We start from the raw sequence: 17798 nt of genomic DNA on the forward strand, positions 1-17798 counted from the left end.
CCTTATGAGGCCTGTTTACCCCCATCTTTCACCGGGCGCAGCCCGATCCGGATTGACATCAGCTGCCCCTCGGAATGACGAGAAGACGTGTGGATCTAACCATCACAGAAAAGACTGCCGGGCATCAAGCCAGCGGCGGATAAACTCGGCAATGGCGGGAGGGTGATTGAGATCGAGTTGAGGGACGGAGACATCCACTGGCACATCGCTGGCGATGGCCAGTGTGTCGTCATCGATCAACGTAGCCACGTCATGACCGGTTTCCTGACGGTAAAGGACGATTTTGGGGATCTTCTCGTGGCGAAAACCTTCGACCAGCACCAGATCGAGCTTTGTGCGATCCATTCTGCTAGTCAGCCACGCAAGATCGGGTTGCGACTGTGCAGGCGTTTCCGTCATCAATGCCCAGCGATTGGCGCTGGCGACCAGCGTCTGCTCCGCACCCGCTTTACGGAGACGATAGCTATCTTTCCCCGGCGTATCGATATCCATATCGTGGTGCGTATGTTTGATCATGCCGACGCGGATGCCGAATGCTTTGAGCAAGGGGATTAACTGCGTTAACAGCGTCGTTTTTCCTGTACCACTGTATGCGGCAATCGCCAGAAGCGGCACGGGACTAGTCATGTTTTCGGCCCTCTAGCCAATCAGCCAGTTCTTCGGGCGTATTCAGATTACGAAATGCCTGAGGCTGGTCGCTGAAAGAGACGGGTTTAGCATCAATGTGATCGAGAAATAGCATCAGTTTGCGATCGCCCCTGGACAGAAATGCCTCGAGCGCCTGAGTTTGGCTTTTATTGATGAGAAGCAATGTAGGATGGTGGCGTTCGCCATCGGTGGCATAGGCGGCGGGGTGATGCCCAATATGATGTTGTAAGCGAGAGACGAGATTCAACGGTAACGCCGGCACATCGCAAGGAACAAAGAGTGCCCATTCGGTCTTCATGGTGACCAACCCGGTATATATCCCCGCTAAAGGTCCCGCAAACTGGCGGTTAATATCACCGATCACCGGATACCCGCTTTGCCGATAACGTTCATGATGGCGGTTGGCATTGATCAGTACGCTATCCACCTGGCTCTCCAGCCGTGTTAAAACGTGCTGATACAGTGGTATGCCCTTCAACAGAAGGAGGCCTTTATCGTGGCCCTCCATCCGTAAGGATTGTCCGCCAGCCAGAATGATTCCCATGATCATAATTGTTTGACCTGAAAATAAATGATGCCGATTGAGGGAAAACGATGGCGTAATGCCAAGCGCTTTCCTCATACTAAGTACATGACTATTTAAGCTGAGTATGGAGAACCGATCATGAAATGTCATCGCGTGAATGAGTTAGTTGAACTGTTGCATCCGGCCTGGCAGCAGGAGCCCGATTTGAATTTGATGGAATTTTTACAAAAACTTGCAAAGGAAGCTGGGTTTGAGGGTGCGCTTGGCGATCTGACAGATGATATCCTTATCTACCATTTAAAAATGCGTGGTTCCGACCAAGAGCAACCGATCCCAGGGTTGCAGAAAGATTATGAAGTTGACTTCAAAACGGCGCTTCTGCGGGCCCGTGGCGTCATCAAAGATTAATGAAAAGCGCGTTTTCCGCCCCGATGCGCGCGTACGTCTTTTGCAACAGGAACGTTAAACGCAATGCATGATGCTGTTTTCAATTTTCACACGCTCTCGCCAGACGTCATTATGGATGCGTTATGGTCGGCGGGCGTACGCGTAGACTCCGGATTAATCGCGCTTAATAGCTACGAAAACCGGGTATACCAACTCAGTGATGAAGATCGTCGGCGTTACGTGGTCAAATTTTATCGTCCACAGCGTTGGAGCAAGGATCAAATCGTTGAAGAGCATCAGTTTGCCGCTGAACTGGCGCAGGATGAAGTGCCGGTCGTCGCGCCTTTGGCGTTGCAGGGAGAGACCTTGCATGAGCATGACGGCTTTTTCTTTACCGTCTTTCCGAGCGTAGGGGGAAGGCAGTATGAAATGGATAACGATGATCAGCTGGAAGGCGTCGGTCGTTATTTGGGGCGCATTCATCAAACCGGTCGTAAACGGGATTTCGATGCCCGGCCGACTATCGGCCTACAGGAGTATCTGTATGAGCCATATGTTGAGCTGTCACGATGCGCTTTGATACCCGCCTCGCTGCGGGAAACCGTCCAGAACGCGACCGATCGCCTGATTCAGGAAGTGGAGCGCTGCTGGCATGACGATTGGGCGTCGGCCCGCCTGCATGGAGATTGCCACCCCGGCAACATTCTGTGGCGTGACGGCCCCTTGTTCGTCGATCTGGATGATGCACGTAACGGCCCCGCCATTCAGGATTTGTGGATGCTTTTGCATGGCGAGCGACGCGAGCAACGAATCCAGCTGGATATTCTGTTGGACGCTTACAGCGAGTTTTCTTCTTTCGAAGAGAAGGAACTGGCGCTCATCGAACCGCTGCGGGCGATGAGAATGATTCATTATCTGGCCTGGGTTGCCCGACGTTGGCAAGATCCTGCGTTTCCAAGGAGTTTTCCCTGGATGCAGGATGCCGATTTCTGGGCGAAACAAGCCTCCACCTTTGTCGAGCAGGTTAAGCTGTTGCAGGAACCGCCTTTGCAGCTGACGCCGATGTACTAAAGTTAACGGAGAAAAGAGTGATATGAAGAAAGTATGGCTAACACTGATTGGTGTCATCATGGCGTTCAGTGCCTCCGCGGCTGATTTCAGCGAGGGGAAACAGTTTGTCACGCTGGATAAGCCCGCAACGCAGGAGCCGCAGGTGCTGGAGTTTTTCTCTTTCTACTGCCCGCACTGCTATCAGTTTTCCCAGATTTATCACATTCCTGACGCGATACAGAAAGCGTTGCCGGCTGGCACCAAAATGGTGAAGTATCACGTGGACTTCCTGGGACCTTTGGGAAAAAACCTGACGGAAGCGTGGGCTGTCGCTATTGCTCTGGGGGTTGAGGATAAAATTAGCCCGCTGATGTTTGATGCGGTACAGAAAACTCAAACGATTCAGAAACCGGAAGATATTCGCAACGTCTTTATCTCCGCAGGCGTGAAAGGCGAAGACTACGACAGCGCTCTCAACAGCTTCGTTGTAAAATCACTGGTAGTACAGCAAGAAAAAGCGGCGGCGGACTTGCAGCTGCGCGGTGTTCCATCCCTGTTTGTAAACGGCAAATATATGGTTAAGAATGACGGTCTTGATACCAGCTCAATGGACGCTTACGTCCAGCAATATGCTGATGTAGTGAAATTCCTGATTTCTAAAAAGTAATTTAACGCGACGCCATGCGGTGACAGCCGCGTGGCGTGAGTTTTTCAAAAGGGAATCTTTCAGGGAAAATAACCGGGTGAAAGTGAATTTCATTGCCATAGGTATCCACAAATCTTATGTTTCCCGTTAACAACAAGTGAACACGTTTTTTTATTTCAGTTAACTGATTTTGCTTAATAATTTAATTACTCCCGTCAGCATTTATTCTCCTGTTAATTATTTAAGTATTTCTATACACAAACTTATCCACAGAATTTCTGCGATACGTCACGAAAGCGTTGCCGTATTTACGCGTTATTATTCGTCTCTTCCTGCCAACCTATGGCATGCTTATATGATGGCTGGAAATAACAATTGAAACAGATTATGGCTCAAATAGCAGACAACCCTTTAATTCTCGTCGACGGTTCCTCTTACTTGTACCGTGCCTATCACGCTTTTCCTCCGCTGACTAACAGTGCGGGCGAACCTACCGGAGCGATGTACGGCGTGCTAAACATGCTGCGCAGCCTGTTGCTTCAATATCATCCTAGCCATGTTGCGGTTGTGTTTGATGCAAAAGGAAAAACCTTCCGCGATGAGCTGTTTGAACATTACAAATCTCACCGACCTCCGATGCCGGAAGATCTGCGCGCTCAAATCGAGCCGTTGCATAAAATGGTCAGAGCGATGGGCCTGCCGCTGTTAGCGGTCTCCGGCGTGGAAGCGGACGACGTCATCGGCACGCTGGCTCAACAGGCGGAATTGAACTCGACGCCGGTTCTGATCAGCACCGGTGATAAAGATATGGCGCAGCTGGTGACGCCGAACGTCACCCTTATCAACACAATGAACAACGCTATCCTGGGTCCTCAGGAGGTATGCGATAAATATGGTATTCCACCGGAGCTGATCATCGACTTCCTCGCGCTGATGGGCGACGCCTCCGATAATATTCCCGGCGTGCCGGGCATTGGAGAGAAAACGGCACAGGCGCTGCTACAGGGATTGGGCGGTTTGGATACGCTGTACGCCAATCTGGATAAAATCGCCGATCTTTCATTCCGCGGCGCTAAAACGATGGCGGCTAAACTGGAACAGCACAAAGAGGTGGCTTACCTCTCTTATCAGCTGGCTACGATCAAAACCGATGTTGAACTGGAGCTGAGCTGCGAGCAGCTGGCGGTTACCGAGCCGCAAGTGGACGAGCTGAGTGAGTTGTTCAGGCACTACGAGTTCCGGCGTTGGCAGGTTGAGTTGGAATCAGGAGCCTGGTTGTCGGGTAAAAAGAGTCCGGTCGCGGCAAAAAGCAAACCCGCGGTGGAAGAAAAAAGCGCGCCTGCGGTTGAGAGCGCGCTATCGCAGGAAGGCTACGTCACCATCCTGGATGAAAAGACGCTTGAGACGTGGATTAATCGTCTGAAGTCGGCCGACGTGTTTGCCTTCGATACTGAAACCGACAGTCTGGATACGTTGAGCGCTAATCTGGTCGGTGTCTCGTTTTCCGATAAGCCGGGTGAGGCCGCCTATCTGCCACTGGGCCACGACTATCTGGATGCCCCGGCGCAGATGACGTGCGAAAGAGCGCTGGAACTGCTTAAGCCGCTGCTGGAAGATCCTGCCGTACTGAAAGTCGGTCAAAATCTGAAATATGATCGCGGCGTGCTGGCCCGGTACAACATTGAACTGCAAGGTATGGCATTCGACACCATGCTGGAATCTTACGTGCTGGACAGTGTGGGCGGCCGCCACGATATGGACAGCATGGCATCACGCTACCTACAGCATAAAACCATCTCATTTGAAGAAATTGCCGGTAAAGGCAAAAATCAGCTTACCTTCAATCAGATCCCACTGGAGCAGGCGGCGGTGTATGCGGCGGAAGATGCCGATGTCACGCTACATTTGCACCAGAAGCTTTGGGAAAAGCTGGAAAAAGAGCCTGAGCTAAGAAACGTTTTCGACAATATCGATATGCCGCTGGTGCCAATTCTGTCGCGCATGGAACGCAACGGCGTGCTGATCGACGCTGGCATTCTCGCCGAGCACTCCAAGGAGTTGACGACGCGGTTGGCGGAGCTTGAAGTTGAAGTGCATGAACTGGCTGGCGAGCCTTTCAACCTCTCCTCTACCAAGCAGTTGCAGCACATTCTGTATGAAAAGCTGCAGCTCCCTGTCAGGAAGAAAACCCCAAAAGGGGCGCCGTCCACTAACGAAGAAGTGCTGGCGGAACTGGCGTTGGACTATCCGTTGCCGAAGCTGATTCTGGAGTATCGCGGCTTGGCGAAGCTGAAATCCACCTATACGGATAAACTGCCGTTGATGATCAATCCGCTGACGGGAAGGGTTCATACTTCCTACCACCAGGCGGTGACGGCGACCGGTCGGTTGTCTTCCAGCGATCCCAACCTGCAAAACATACCGGTGCGTAATGAGGAAGGGCGGCGTATCCGGCAGGCGTTTATCGCTCGCGAAGGCTACAGCATCGTTGCGGCGGATTATTCACAAATCGAACTGCGCATTATGGCTCATCTTTCTCGAGATGCCGGACTGCTGCGAGCTTTCTCCGAGGGATTGGATATTCACCGCGCTACGGCGGCGGAAGTCTTCGGTTCACCTTTGGATAAGGTGACGTCTGAGCAGCGACGCAGCGCCAAAGCGATCAACTTTGGCCTCATCTACGGTATGAGCGCATTCGGTTTGTCTCGGCAGCTCAATATTCCGCGCAATGAATCTCAGAAATACATGAATCTTTATTTCGAGCGTTATCCTGGCGTGCAGGAGTATATGGAGCGTACCCGTGAGCAGGCGGCCGAGCACGGTTATGTTTCCACGTTGGATGGTCGCCGCCTTTATCTGCCGGAGATCAACGCGCGAAATGCCATGAGCCGTAAGGCGGCGGAACGTGCGGCGATCAACGCGCCGATGCAGGGGACGGCGGCGGATATCATCAAGAAAGCGATGATCGCCATCGACGGCTGGTTGCAGCAACAGGATGAACCGCTGGTGACCATGATTATGCAGGTGCACGATGAATTGGTCTTTGAAGTCCATGATTCCGTGCTGGAACAATCCAAGGCGAAAATTAAAGCGTTAATGGAAGGATGCATGACGCTGGATGTGCCGTTGCGTGTCGACGTGGGAACCGGTATTAACTGGGATCAAGCACACTAATTCACGCCCTTTTCTTGCCGAAAACCGTCCTATCCTGCCTGCCCCTTGTATGACCTGGAGCAGGCAGAATCTACACACTTAACGCCCGTAATTCATCATGTTATCTAGCCTGTAACTTGACAAACTTGAGTCCACTTCATCAGAAAATGGCCCTTTTTGTAATTAAGCTACAGGATCATGCGGCGATGTGTCCCTTTATGGCGATGCTTTATGCAATGCGTGAAAGTAAACAACAAAAAAATCTTTGTAGCCGTAAAAAAATAGGGTAGAGTTATTTCCGTAGGGTACAGAGGTAAGATGTTCTATCTTTCAGACCTTTTACTTCACGTAATCGGATTTGGCTGAATATTAGCCGCCCCGCTCAGTTTTCTGAGCGGGGCGTTTTTTATTGGGGACTGAAATTCTGATCGCGATGGGCATCAATTTCGAAGGGGAATTAACCCCATGAAGTTAGGGCATTATTCGCCCTGTTCGGGGAAGTCTTCGAAGGGGGTGCCGTTAAACCAGCTGTCCAGTTTTTCGCGCAGCTTATCCACGCCGCTCTTTTTCAGAGACGAGAAGGTTTCCACCTGAATATCGCCCATCAGCGGCAGTATGGCTTCTCGCACCCTATTCAGTTGCGCTTTGCGCGCGCCCTGAGCCAGCTTATCCGCTTTAGTCAGCAATACGAGCACCGGCAGTTCCGCAGCCACTGCCCATTCCAGCATCTGCTGGTCGAGGTCCTTCAGCGGATGGCGGATGTCCATCAGCACCACTAATCCTTGCAGGCACTGACGTTTTTGCAGGTATTCGCCTAAGGCGCGCTGCCATTTTCGCTTCATTTCTTCCGGCACTTCCGCGTAGCCGTAGCCGGGCAAGTCCACCAGTCGTACGCCGTCGACCACCTCAAACAGGTTGATGAGCTGGGTGCGGCCAGGGGTTTTACTGGTTCTGGCCAGGCTTTTTTGATTGGTTAGCGTATTGAGCGCGCTGGACTTTCCGGCGTTCGAACGTCCAGCAAAGGCGACTTCAATACCGCTATCTGCGGGCAAATGGCGAATGTCCGGGGCACTGGTAACGAAATGGGTCACCTGGTAGTTGTATTGATGGGTCACAATCTTCGTCTCTGTCTGGATTAATAGTTACTCAGCGATTATACCTGTAACTTGCCGTGGCTGTGGTCTTTATCTGTATCGTCACTTTGACGACGTCAGCGTAATATTGTGAAAAAATAAAAGCCTCTTCCGTGAAGTTGGGTGCTTTTTTATTCGTACGCTTTCTGCTAGATTCCGCCGCAATTCCCTACATTCTTAATAATCTGAGAGCGATGCCATGAAACAGCCATTCAAACGGCCGGGCGGTAAGGCCGCCAAACCTAAAATCAAAAGAAAAACCCGTGAAGAATTGGATACCGAAGCTCGTGCACGCAAGCGTCAGAAAAAACGTCGTGGACTGGCTGCGGGAAGTCGCGCACAGGGTGGAAACGATAACAAGACGTCTTCCGGACTGGAAAAAGTGGTCGATCCCCGCATCGGCAGCAAGAAAAAGATCCCGCTGATCCCGGCTGACGCCGCTCAGGTTTCATCAATTCCTGAGCCTGAACGGGAGAAAAAAGTCACGTTATCCCCAGAAGTTGAGCTGGAAATGCTGGAAAACGATCCGCGCCTGGATGAGCTGCTGGATCTGCTGGAGAAAGGGGAAACGCTTTCAGTGAAAGACCAGTCCTGGGTTGATGAGAAGCTCGACCGCATCGATGCGCTGATGGAATTGCTGGGCATTGAGCTGGGCGATGACGACGACGACGAAGAAGAACCTCAGGAAGATATGCTGCAGTTGCTTAAGCGCAATAACCCCAAAGACGGTTATTGATGTTAAAAGGGCTGTTTCTGATATTAACCTTGCTGGTTATGTGTTTTTTGCTGAGTCTGTTGGCTAAACTGTGGTGTCTGTCGAACAGGAAGACGCGATTGCTGCGACGCAGCCTGTCTTCCCGACAGCAGCCAATACCGCAGAGACGGTCAGGCAATAAACGATACCGCAAGGAGTAAGCAGCAATATGTCTGGAACGAGCATCGATTGGGATCTGGAGCTGATACAAAAGTATAACTATTCCGGTCCCCGCTATACGTCTTACCCTACCGCGCTGGAATTCACCGAAAACTACGATGAATCCGCTTTTCTGCAAGCGGCCGCTCTTTACCCCGAGCGACCGCTTTCCCTGTATATTCACATCCCGTTTTGCCATCGTCTGTGCTATTTCTGCGGGTGCAACAAGCTGGTGACGCGTCAGCTGCACAAGGCGGACGAGTATCTGGATGTCCTTGAGCAGGAAATTCGTCAGCGAGCGCCCCTGTTCGCCGGACGTACCGTTACCCAGATGCATTGGGGCGGCGGAACCCCGACGTTTCTGAATGCAAGTCAGATTACCCGGTTAATGGCGCTTTTGCGCGAGCAGTTTACGTTTGATGCGCATGCTGAAATGTCGCTGGAGATAGACCCGCGCGAAATCGAGTTGGATATTGTTGATCACTTGCATCAGGAAGGGTTCAATCGCCTGAGCATGGGGGTACAGGACTTCAATAAAGAGGTTCAGCGATTGGTTAATCGTGAGCAAGACGAAGCCTTCATCTTTGCCCTGATCGAACGGGCCAAGGCGCTCGGGTTCACCTCAACCAATATCGATTTGATTTACGGTCTGCCGAAACAGACGCCGGAGAGTTTCGCCTATACGCTACAACGCGTAGCCGAGCTGGGTCCGCACCGATTGAGCGTGTTCAACTACGCCCATCTTCCGACGTTATTTGCCGCGCAGCGGAAAATTAAGGAAGCGGATTTGCCTGGCGCCGAGCAGAAACTGGATATTTTACAGCAGACCATTCATGACCTGACCGCCTCGGGCTACCAGTTCATCGGTATGGACCATTTTGCGCGTCCCGACGATGAGCTGGCGGTGGCTCAGCGCGAAGGGAAGCTGCATCGTAATTTTCAGGGTTATACGACACAGGGCGAGACCGATTTGCTGGGGTTGGGCGTCTCCGCGATTAGTATGATCGGTGATAGTTATGCTCAGAATCAGAAGGTCTTGAAGGACTACGACACACAAGTCCAGACCCAGGGCAATGCGCTGTGGCGGGGTGTGAAATTGACGCGAGATGATTGCCTCCGCCGGGACGTCATTAAAACGCTGATCTGCAATTTTCGGCTGAGCTATTCTGCGATAGAAGCCGAATATCAGATTGATTTCGAGAATTATTTCTCTGAGGATCTGATATTGCTGAAGCCGATGGTGGCAGATGGTCTGATCGAGGTGACGTCGCGGGAGCTGGTGGTGACGCCAAAAGGACGCTTGCTGATCCGTAATATTTGCATGTGTTTCGACATCTACCTGCGCAGTAAGATGCGAAGTCGCCAGTTCTCACGGGTGATTTGAACTTTTGATAGAAATAGAAACAGCCGCAATGCGGCTGTTTCTATCTTTCCTGCCAGCGTAAATCCACAACGCTATGTGGGTTCCGGGTTCAGCTAAAAAAGTTAATCAAGGCGGCACACAAAACGGCTGCGATGGCTGTCTGCGGGGAGTGTCCCACCGCATTGCCCATTTCAGCGCCGTGTGACAACGCCGAAAAAAGTGATTCCAACATGGTTACATTCTCCTGTCTGCGCAGCGATCATACTGCTAGTGATGATCATGTAAAGTATAAACTTGCGGCAATAATCTCTGCGCTGAGATGTCTCTTTTCCGCTCCACTGACAGGCTATGAAAGCCGGTAAGACGAGTGGTCATGGGACTACTCCATCCCTAATTCTTTCAGTTTGCGCGTGAGCGTATTACGCCCCCAGCCCAACAAGCGAGCTGCTTCCTGTTTATGCCCCTGGGTATGACGCAACGCAGTCGTCAGCAACGTTCTTTCCATCTCTGGCTGGGCTTCCGCCAACAGGTTTTGATGACCGGAACGTAGCGCCCGGTCAGCCCATTGCGCCAGCAGGGTCGCCCAACTGTCTGGCTGAACATGTACCGTGGCGTCAGGCGCGGTGGTTTCAAACAGCTCTGGTGGTAAGTCCTGGATCAGTACTTCCTGACCCGCGGCCATGACGGTCAACCAGCGGCAAGTATTTTCCAACTGGCGGACGTTGCCGGGCCATGGCAGACGCGTGAGCGCCGCTTCCGTCTCTGGGTGCAGGTTCTTCGGTTCGACACCCAGCTCCTTGGCGGTGGCTTGTAGGAAGTAGCGTGCAAGACGTGGAATATCTTCTCGGCGCTCTCGCAGCGGGGGGAGATGTACGCGAATCACGTTCAGACGGTGGAACAAATCTTCGCGAAATTTTCCTTCCTGTACTCGCAGCTCCAGATTCTGATGGGTCGCCGCAATAATCCGGACATCGACTTTGACCGCCGCATAACCGCCTACGCGGTAGAACTGCCCATCGGCCAGCACACGCAGCAGTCGCGTCTGCACGTCCAACGGCATGTCGCCGATTTCATCCAGAAACAGCGTGCCGCCATCGGCCTGCTCGAAACGCCCCTGACGGATCTGATTTGCACCGGTGAAGGCGCCTTTTTCATGACCGAATAGCTCTGACTCGATCAAATCCTTAGGGATTGCGGCCATGTTCAGCGCAATGAAGGGCGCTTTGGCGCGAGGGCTGTGGCGATGCAACGCATGCGCGACCAGCTCTTTACCTGTGCCGGACTCCCCGTTGATCAAGACGCTGATGGAGGAGCGTGAAAGACGGCCAATGATCCGGAAAACATCCTGCATCGCGGGCGCTTCCCCGATGATATCCGTCGTCGGCCCGCTGATGGGCTGATTACGAACCGGTTGTTGCTGTTCCATATAGTGGCTGATGGCGCGTTCGACCAGCGCCACCGCCTCATCAATATCGAACGGTTTGGGCAGATAATCGAAGGCACCCTGCTGATAGGCGCTGACGGCCGCATCTAAATCGGAGTGCGCTGTCATGATAATGACCGGTAGCATGGGGTGGCGCTGTTTAATCTGTTGCAGCAAAGCCAGCCCATCCATTCCCGGCATACGAATATCGGAAAGCAATACGTCCGGGGTTTGCGTAGATAATGCGTTTAATGCTTGATTTCCGTTATCAAACGTTGCGCAGGTTAAGCCGGCTCCTGTGAGCGCGCGTTCGAGCACCCAGCGGATGGAGCTATCGTCGTCGACAATCCAGACTATCCCTCGTTGCATCATGGACCTCACTGGCGGATGGGCAGATAGACCGAAAATTCGGTGTGACCTGGCCAACTGTTAAATTCAATTTTACCGGAGTGTTGATCGATAAGATTACGGGCGATCGACAGCCCTAGTCCGGTGCCCCCTTCACGTCCGCTAACCATCGGATAAAACAGGGTATCTTGCAAATGGGCGGGGACGCCCGGACCATCGTCTGCAATGTCGATACGGGCCACTAAACGATAGCGCACGCCGTGCAGCGTCAACTGGAAAGCGGTACGGGTACGGATCGTGATGGAGCCGCCTTCTTCTCCCAACGCCTGCAAAGCATTGCGGGTGATGTTCAGCAAGACCTGTTCAATTTGATCCGGGTCGTGCATCAGTTCCGGCAAGCTGGGATCGTAATCTCTGACCAGCGTGACGTTATTGGCCTTTTCCAGCGAAACTAGCTGGAAGATGCGCTCCGCGACCTGATGGATACTTTGCGTGACGTGCAGCCCGGGCTGTTGCGGTCCTAACAAGCGATCAACCAGATTACGCAGGCGATCCGCCTGTTCGATAATGACTTTGGTATATTCCGTCAGCGATGGGTCGGGCAGCGCTTTGGATAATAGTTGCGCCGCGCCGCGCAGGCCTCCCAGCGGGTTTTTAATCTCATGAGCAAGGCCGCGAACCAGATCTCGCGCCGCCAGCTGCTGAGCGTGTTGCAACTGCTCCTGACTGAGTTTGCGCTGGTTATCCATCGGCGCCATTTCCATCAGAATATAATCATTCTGAATACGCTGTGCCGTCAGCGACATGATATGGGCTCTGCCATCCACCACGATGGTGACTTCGTTATCGGTAAATCCCTGTCCGGAGTTAAGGCTGTCCAACATCAGGTCAATATTGAGCGAAAAATAGCCGAGCAGTTCAGGCAATGGCGTACCCGACAGCTTTCGCGAGCTTTGCGCCAGCAGTTGTTGCGCCGCTGGGTTGGAATAATGGATCGCCAGATTTTTATCTAGCAATAAGATGCTATTAATTAATGAATTGAGGATCTGCCCAGCATCGGGCAGCGTGCCTGTTGCCATAACGCAGACTCCTGCACTTTTTTAGTGCGTCACATTCTGGATTGATAAATATCGCTTAGCAAACGTACGATGTCGCGCGGAGAAAAAAGCCCATCCGAAGATGGGCTGAAAAGTTTCCACGGCAACAAAATAAACTAGAAATTTTGTCGGCGACGGCAGCTTCAACATCGTTATTATTCGGGCTGCCGTCGTTGCACGAATAATTACACGCTGTAGTACAGTTCGAACTCGACCGGGTGCGGAGTCATACGTACGCGGTCGTTTTCCGCACGACGCAGTTCAATGTAAGCATCGATAGAGTCTTCGGTGAATACGCCGCCGCGGGTCAGGAACTCACGGTCTTCGTTCAACGCATTCAGCGCTTCTTCCAGTGACCCTGCTACGGTCGGGATTTCACTCGCTTCTTCCGGCGGCAGATCGTACAAGTTCTTATCCATGGCATCGCCAGGGTGGATCTTGTTGATGATTCCGTCCAGGCCAGCCATCAGCAGTGCGGTGAAAGCCAGGTACGGGTTGGCTGCCGGATCCGGGAATCGAACTTCGATACGACGCGCTTTCGGGCTAGCGACCACCGGAATACGGATGGATGCAGAACGGTTACGCGCGGAGTAAGCCAGCATGACCGGTGCTTCATAGCCTGGAACCAGTCGTTTGTACGAGTTGGTCGCCGGGTTGGTCAGGGCGTTGATGGCTTTCGCATGTTTGATCACGCCGCCGATGTAGTACAGCGCCATTTCGGACAGACCGCCGTATTTATCGCCGGAGAACAGATTCACGCCGTCTTTGGACAGAGACATGTGGCAGTGCATACCGGAGCCGTTGTCGCCGAACATCGGTTTCGGCATGAACGTTGCTGTTTTACCGAAAGCATGTGCGACGTTGTGGACAACGTATTTGTAAATCTGAATTTCGTCGGCTTTCTTGGTCATGGTGTTGAAGCGGGTGGCTACTTCGTTCTGACCTGCTGTCGCTACTTCGTGGTGATGCGCCTCAACCACCAGCCCCATCTGCTCCATGGTCAAACACATGGTGGAACGGATGTCCTGAGAAGAGTCGACCGGGGGAACCGGGAAGTAGCCGCCTTTGACGGACGGACGGTGGCCTTTGTTGCCGCCTTCATATTCTTTGCTGGAGTTCCAGGCGCCTTCGATATCGTCGATAGTGACATGGGAGCCGGAGATGCTGCTGCCGAAGCGAACGTCATCAAACAGGAAAAACTCGGGTTCTGGCCCGAACAGTACGGTATCCGCGATACCGGAAGAACTCAGAAAATCTTCTGCGCGTTTGGCGATGGAGCGCGGATCGCGATCGTAGCCCTGCATCGTGCCTGGTTCGAGGATGTCACAACGGATGATCAGCGTAGACTCTTCGTAGAACGGGTCGAGAATGGCGGTCGTGACGTCAGGCATTAACACCATGTCTGATTCGTTGATGCCTTTCCATCCGCCGATAGAAGAACCATCGAACATTTTGCCGTCTTCGAAAAAATCTGCATCTACCTGATGGGAAGGGATCGTGACGTGCTGCTCTTTACCTTTAGTATCGGTGAAACGAAGGTCGACGAATTTCACCTCATGTTCTTTCAGCAGCGTCAAAACGTGTTCAACTGACATACTTGGTTCTCCCGGGTTATATCAATTATCGTCGTGGAACGAATATCGTTGTGGAATGTTGTTGTGACCGTACGTAGACTATAGCTAAATCTGTGCCAACTTTAGTATTTGTGCCTGAAAGCCCATTCTCTGGTTTCCTAAGTGGTCTTGGACTGCACCAATATAGTAATCTGCACCAAAATAGTGCTTTATTTTGCATTGTTAGCACCATATTGGTGCTTATCAATGTGTTTGCTGCGAAATTGCACCGTGAAAGGGATTACAACCCCTCAATGTGAGGTTGTTTGCAAGAGATGTTTGTGATCCTGTTTAGTCCCTCGATTAATCCGTGTACAATAGCGCGCTATTTCTAAATGCCTGAGGCAAAGCTGTGATCGAAAATTTGCGTAACATCGCTATTATTGCGCACGTTGACCATGGGAAAACCACCCTGGTCGACAAGCTGCTACAACAGTCCGGTACGTTCGATGAACGTAGTGAAGCCACCGAACGTGTTATGGACTCCAACGATTTGGAGAAAGAGCGCGGGATCACCATCCTCGCTAAAAATACCGCCATCAATTGGAAAGACTATCGCATCAACATCGTTGATACCCCAGGACACGCCGACTTCGGCGGTGAGGTAGAACGTGTTATGTCGATGGTCGACTCGGTGCTACTGGTCGTTGATGCAATGGATGGCCCGATGCCGCAGACCCGTTTCGTGACCAAAAAAGCCTTTGCCAATGGTCTGAAGCCGATCGTGGTCATCAACAAAGTTGACCGTCCGGGCGCACGCCCTGACTGGGTTGTCGATCAGGTGTTCGACCTGTTTGTAAACCTGGATGCCACTGATGAGCAGTTGGACTTCCCGATCGTTTACGCTTCCGCGTTGAACGGTATTGCTGGTCTGGATCACTCCGATATGGCCAGCGACATGACGCCGCTGTTTGAAGCGATCGTCGAACACGTCGACGCGCCGAAAGTTGACCGTGACGGCCCGCTGCAGATGCAGATCTCCCAGCTGGACTACAACAACTACGTGGGTGTTATCGGTATCGGCCGTATTAAGCGCGGCATGGTTAAGCCTAACCAGCAGGTCACTATCATCGACAGCGAAGGCAAAACCCGCAACGGTAAAGTCGGTAAAGTCCTGGGCCACATGGGTCTGGAGCGTATCGAATCCACGCTGGCGGAAGCGGGTGACATCATCGCTATCACCGGTCTGGGCGAGCTGAACATTTCCGATACCATCTGCGATCCGGCGAACGTCGAAGCGCTGCCTGCGCTGAGCGTCGACGAACCGACCGTAACCATGTTCTTCTGCGTCAACACGTCTCCTTTCTGCGGTAAAGAAGGGAAGTTTGTGACGTCGCGTCAGATCCTTGAACGTCTGAACAAAGAGCTGATCCACAACGTTGCACTGCGCGTTGAAGAGACTGATGATGCGGATGCTTTCCGCGTATCCGGTCGTGGTGAGCTTCACCTGTCTGTCCTGATTGAAAACATGCGTCGTGAAGGCTTCGAAATGGCCGTTTCGCGTCCGAAAGTTATCAACCGCGTGATCGACGGTCGCAACCAAGAACCGTTCGAAAACGTGACGCTGGATATCGAAGAACAGCATCAGGGCTCCGTCATGCAGGCGATGGGTGAGCGTAAAGGCGACGTCAAAGACATGGTTCCAGATGGCAAGGGCCGTATTCGTCTCGACTACGTTATCCCAAGCCGCGGTCTGATCGGTTTCCGTACCGAGTTCATGACCATGACGTCGGGTACGGGTCTGCTGTACTCCACGTTCAGTCACTACGACGACGTGCGTCCGGGCGAGATCGGTCAGCGTCAGAACGGCGTACTGATCTCCAACGGTCAGGGTAAAGCGGTCGCGTTTGCCCTGTATGGCCTGCAGGACCGCGGTAAATTGTTCCTGGGACACGGTGCCGAAGTTTATGAAGGCCAGATCATCGGTATCCATTCACGCTCCAACGACTTGACCGTGAACTGTTTGACCGGTAAGAAACTGACCAACATGCGTGCATCGGGTACGGACGAAGCGACGACACTAGTACCACCGGTCAAGATGACTCTGGAGCAGGCTCTGGAATTTATCGATGACGACGAACTAGTCGAAGTTACGCCGACGTCTGTCCGTCTGCGTAAACGTCACCTGACTGAAAACGACCGCCGCCGCGCGGGTCGCTCGAGCAAAGAAGGGTAAGCGCCTTTTCTGTAACGACGGTCTCGTTTTAGAAAAAGCCAGCCAGCGAAAGCTGACTGGCTTTTTTAATTCAATTTCATTCAGTTACCCTCATGACACAGCGTGAGCCCACACCTGCTGACGGTGTATTCGGCCTCCGATCTTCTCTGTTCAGTTCTCCCTTTTACCGTTACAGTGAAAGCCTACCGACTCATCAGGAGGACCTATGTTGTATATCTTTGATTTGGGGAATGTCGTCATTGATATCGATTTTAGACGGGTGTTGGGAGTATGGAGCAACCTGAGCGGTATCCCCCTGGCTAGCCTGAGCGAACGCTTCGTTATGGGGCATGCATTCGAACAGCACGAGCGCGGCGAGATCGATGATGAGGCATTTGCTGCTCAGTTGTGCCACGAAATGGGGATTGCCCTCAGCTTTGAGCAATTTGCCGCGGGCTGGGAATCCATCTTTATCGGGGTGCGTCCTGAAGCGCTGGATATCATGAAGCAATTGCGGCGAGACGGTCAGCGGGTTGTGGTGTTGTCCAATACCAACCGACTGCATCATCAGCAGTGGTCTACGCTCTATCCCGAAATAGAACAGGCCGCCGACCGACTGTATTTATCTCAGGAGCTGGGTATGCGCAAACCGGATGCGGCAATCTACGAGTATGTGCTGCAGCAGGAAGGCTGCCGGGCCGAGGATGCCATCTTCTTCGATGATAATGCGGACAACGTCACCGCTGCATCCGCGTTGGGCATCCATGCTATTCAGGTCAACGATCGTCAGGTTCTGACGGACTTCTTTTCTTCTCAGTCCGCCGTGGTGAATGAATAGCGCCAGGCAGTTTCGATTCGGCATCAGACAGGAGCAGCAACGTTTTTATGATTGGGTTAATTCAGCGCGTCTCCAGCGCCAGCGTCACCGTGGACAACGAAATTATTGCGAAAATTGATGCGGGATTGCTGGTATTGCTGGGCGTTGAGCAGGGCGATGACGAAAAAAACGCCGCGCGGTTATGCGAACGGGTGATCGGGTACCGAATTTTTGGTGATGAGCAGGGCAAGATGAACCTTAACGTGAGTCAGGCCGGCGGCAGCCTGCTGGTGGTGTCGCAGTTTACACTGGCGGCCGACACACAAAAGGGGATGCGTCCCAGCTTTTCCCGCGGAGCGGCACCTGCCGAGGCGGATCGGTTGTATCAATACTTTATCGGTCAATGCCGGGAACGGGGCGTTGTCACGGAAACCGGCCGTTTTGCCGCCGATATGAAGGTTGAACTCGTCAATGACGGGCCGGTGACCTTCTGGCTACAGGCATAAAACGGATCGCTTCTCTTGGT

At 52.6% G+C, this 17798-nt stretch carries 17 protein-coding genes; 10 read left to right on the plus strand and 7 right to left on the minus strand.

The features are described 5' to 3' along the window. Nucleotides 1-102 precede the first annotated feature (102 nt). Both mobB and mobA read right to left on the minus strand, forming a co-directional pair. Nucleotides 103-627, minus strand: coding sequence for a molybdopterin-guanine dinucleotide biosynthesis protein MobB (mobB, locus tag BLU64_RS13290; RefSeq protein ID WP_026743692.1), 525 nt, complete (start codon nt 625-627; stop codon nt 103-105). After that, a complete protein-coding gene (gene mobA / locus BLU64_RS13295) occupies nt 620-1198 on the minus strand; it encodes a molybdenum cofactor guanylyltransferase MobA (RefSeq protein ID WP_026743691.1) in 579 nt (192 codons plus the stop codon). The genes mobB and mobA overlap by 8 nt, the downstream gene beginning before the upstream one ends. 114 nt (nt 1199-1312) lie before the next feature. Here mobA and BLU64_RS13300 point away from each other — a divergent pair, with 114 nt between their 5' ends. From BLU64_RS13300 to spfP, 5 genes are all read left to right on the plus strand, one after another. After that, nucleotides 1313-1582, plus strand: coding sequence for a YihD family protein (locus BLU64_RS13300; protein WP_026743690.1), 270 nt, complete (start codon nt 1313-1315; stop codon nt 1580-1582). A 63-nt stretch (nt 1583-1645) separates the two neighbouring features. Next, nucleotides 1646-2632, plus strand: coding sequence for a serine/threonine protein kinase (locus tag BLU64_RS13305; RefSeq protein WP_074728995.1), 987 nt, complete (start codon nt 1646-1648; stop codon nt 2630-2632). Nucleotides 2633-2654: 22 nt separating this feature from the next. Then, on the plus strand, nt 2655-3278 hold the full coding sequence (gene dsbA / locus BLU64_RS13310; protein WP_074728997.1) for a thiol:disulfide interchange protein DsbA: 624 nt from the start codon (nt 2655-2657) through the stop codon (nt 3276-3278). 366 nt (nt 3279-3644) lie between these two features. Next, nucleotides 3645-6431, plus strand: coding sequence for a DNA polymerase I (polA, locus tag BLU64_RS13315; RefSeq protein ID WP_074729094.1), 2787 nt, complete (start codon nt 3645-3647; stop codon nt 6429-6431). 297 nt (nt 6432-6728) lie between these two features. Beyond that, complete coding sequence (gene spfP, locus BLU64_RS17950) at nt 6729-6776, plus strand: small protein SpfP (protein ID WP_071892919.1); 48 nt, start codon at nt 6729-6731, stop codon at nt 6774-6776. A 113-nt stretch (nt 6777-6889) separates the two neighbouring features. Here spfP and yihA read toward each other — a convergent pair whose 3' ends face one another. Next, the gene (gene yihA, locus BLU64_RS13320) at nt 6890-7528 is read right to left on the minus strand and encodes a ribosome biogenesis GTP-binding protein YihA/YsxC (protein ID WP_074728999.1); all 639 of its coding nucleotides are present in this window, start codon (nt 7526-7528) and stop codon (nt 6890-6892) included. Between the two features lie 214 nt (nt 7529-7742). Here yihA and yihI point away from each other — a divergent pair, with 214 nt between their 5' ends. Continuing rightward, complete coding sequence (yihI, locus tag BLU64_RS13325) at nt 7743-8279, plus strand: Der GTPase-activating protein YihI (protein WP_026743685.1); 537 nt, start codon at nt 7743-7745, stop codon at nt 8277-8279. A 187-nt stretch (nt 8280-8466) separates the two neighbouring features. Then, on the plus strand, nt 8467-9840 hold the full coding sequence (gene hemN, locus BLU64_RS13330; protein WP_074729001.1) for an oxygen-independent coproporphyrinogen III oxidase: 1374 nt from the start codon (nt 8467-8469) through the stop codon (nt 9838-9840). An 88-nt stretch (nt 9841-9928) separates the two neighbouring features. Here hemN and BLU64_RS17270 read toward each other — a convergent pair whose 3' ends face one another. The 4 genes from BLU64_RS17270 to glnA form a co-directional block, all read right to left on the minus strand. Next, on the minus strand, nt 9929-10051 hold the full coding sequence (locus tag BLU64_RS17270) for a YshB family small membrane protein (protein WP_139171511.1): 123 nt from the start codon (nt 10049-10051) through the stop codon (nt 9929-9931). Between the two features lie 147 nt (nt 10052-10198). Beyond that, a complete protein-coding gene (glnG, locus tag BLU64_RS13335; RefSeq protein ID WP_026743683.1) occupies nt 10199-11611 on the minus strand; it encodes a nitrogen regulation protein NR(I) in 1413 nt (470 codons plus the stop codon). A gap of 8 nt (nt 11612-11619) precedes the next feature. Beyond that, nucleotides 11620-12669 carry a nitrogen regulation protein NR(II) gene (gene glnL / locus BLU64_RS13340; RefSeq protein WP_026743682.1) on the minus strand — a complete coding sequence of 350 codons (1050 nt, stop codon included), beginning with the start codon at nt 12667-12669 and terminating at the stop codon, nt 11620-11622. 203 nt (nt 12670-12872) lie between these two features. Further along, nucleotides 12873-14282, minus strand: a complete 1410-nt coding sequence (gene glnA, locus BLU64_RS13345; protein ID WP_074729003.1) for a glutamate--ammonia ligase — start codon at nt 14280-14282, stop codon at nt 12873-12875. A 370-nt stretch (nt 14283-14652) separates the two neighbouring features. On the opposite strand from glnA, the gene typA reads away from it, so the two are divergent. The 3 genes from typA to dtd all read left to right on the plus strand — a co-directional run bounded on the left by typA (nt 14653) and on the right by dtd (nt 17778). Next, nucleotides 14653-16476, plus strand: coding sequence for a ribosome-dependent GTPase TypA (gene typA, locus BLU64_RS13350; RefSeq protein ID WP_074729005.1), 1824 nt, complete (start codon nt 14653-14655; stop codon nt 16474-16476). 205 nt (nt 16477-16681) lie between these two features. Continuing rightward, the gene (gene yihX / locus BLU64_RS13355; RefSeq protein WP_074729007.1) at nt 16682-17293 is read left to right on the plus strand and encodes a glucose-1-phosphatase; all 612 of its coding nucleotides are present in this window, start codon (nt 16682-16684) and stop codon (nt 17291-17293) included. Nucleotides 17294-17340: 47 nt separating this feature from the next. Then, nucleotides 17341-17778: a D-aminoacyl-tRNA deacylase gene (dtd, locus tag BLU64_RS13360; protein ID WP_026743678.1), complete on the plus strand. Its 438-nt coding sequence runs from the start codon at nt 17341-17343 to the stop codon at nt 17776-17778. Nucleotides 17779-17798: the final 20 nt, after the last annotated feature.

It is taken from the genome of Lonsdalea quercina (assembly GCF_900107885.1).
In the GTDB taxonomy this organism is placed as follows: domain Bacteria; phylum Pseudomonadota; class Gammaproteobacteria; order Enterobacterales; family Enterobacteriaceae; genus Lonsdalea; species Lonsdalea quercina.

Coding starts and splice junctions, on each gene's coding strand:
- dtd (WP_026743678.1), top strand. CDS start 17,341: ATGATTGGGTTAATTCAGCGCGTCTCCAGCGCCAGCGTCACCGTGGAC.
- glnA (WP_074729003.1), bottom strand. CDS start 14,282: ATGTCAGTTGAACACGTTTTGACGCTGCTGAAAGAACATGAGGTGAAA.
- mobB (WP_026743692.1), bottom strand. CDS start 627: ATGACTAGTCCCGTGCCGCTTCTGGCGATTGCCGCATACAGTGGTACA.
- polA (WP_074729094.1), top strand. CDS start 3,645: ATGGCTCAAATAGCAGACAACCCTTTAATTCTCGTCGACGGTTCCTCT.
- mobA (WP_026743691.1), bottom strand. CDS start 1,198: ATGATCATGGGAATCATTCTGGCTGGCGGACAATCCTTACGGATGGAG.
- BLU64_RS13305 (WP_074728995.1), top strand. CDS start 1,646: ATGCATGATGCTGTTTTCAATTTTCACACGCTCTCGCCAGACGTCATT.
- yihI (WP_026743685.1), top strand. CDS start 7,743: ATGAAACAGCCATTCAAACGGCCGGGCGGTAAGGCCGCCAAACCTAAA.
- BLU64_RS13300 (WP_026743690.1), top strand. CDS start 1,313: ATGAAATGTCATCGCGTGAATGAGTTAGTTGAACTGTTGCATCCGGCC.
- dsbA (WP_074728997.1), top strand. CDS start 2,655: ATGAAGAAAGTATGGCTAACACTGATTGGTGTCATCATGGCGTTCAGT.
- yihX (WP_074729007.1), top strand. CDS start 16,682: ATGTTGTATATCTTTGATTTGGGGAATGTCGTCATTGATATCGATTTT.
- hemN (WP_074729001.1), top strand. CDS start 8,467: ATGTCTGGAACGAGCATCGATTGGGATCTGGAGCTGATACAAAAGTAT.
- BLU64_RS17270 (WP_139171511.1), bottom strand. CDS start 10,051: ATGTTGGAATCACTTTTTTCGGCGTTGTCACACGGCGCTGAAATGGGC.
- glnG (WP_026743683.1), bottom strand. CDS start 11,611: ATGCAACGAGGGATAGTCTGGATTGTCGACGACGATAGCTCCATCCGC.
- glnL (WP_026743682.1), bottom strand. CDS start 12,669: ATGGCAACAGGCACGCTGCCCGATGCTGGGCAGATCCTCAATTCATTA.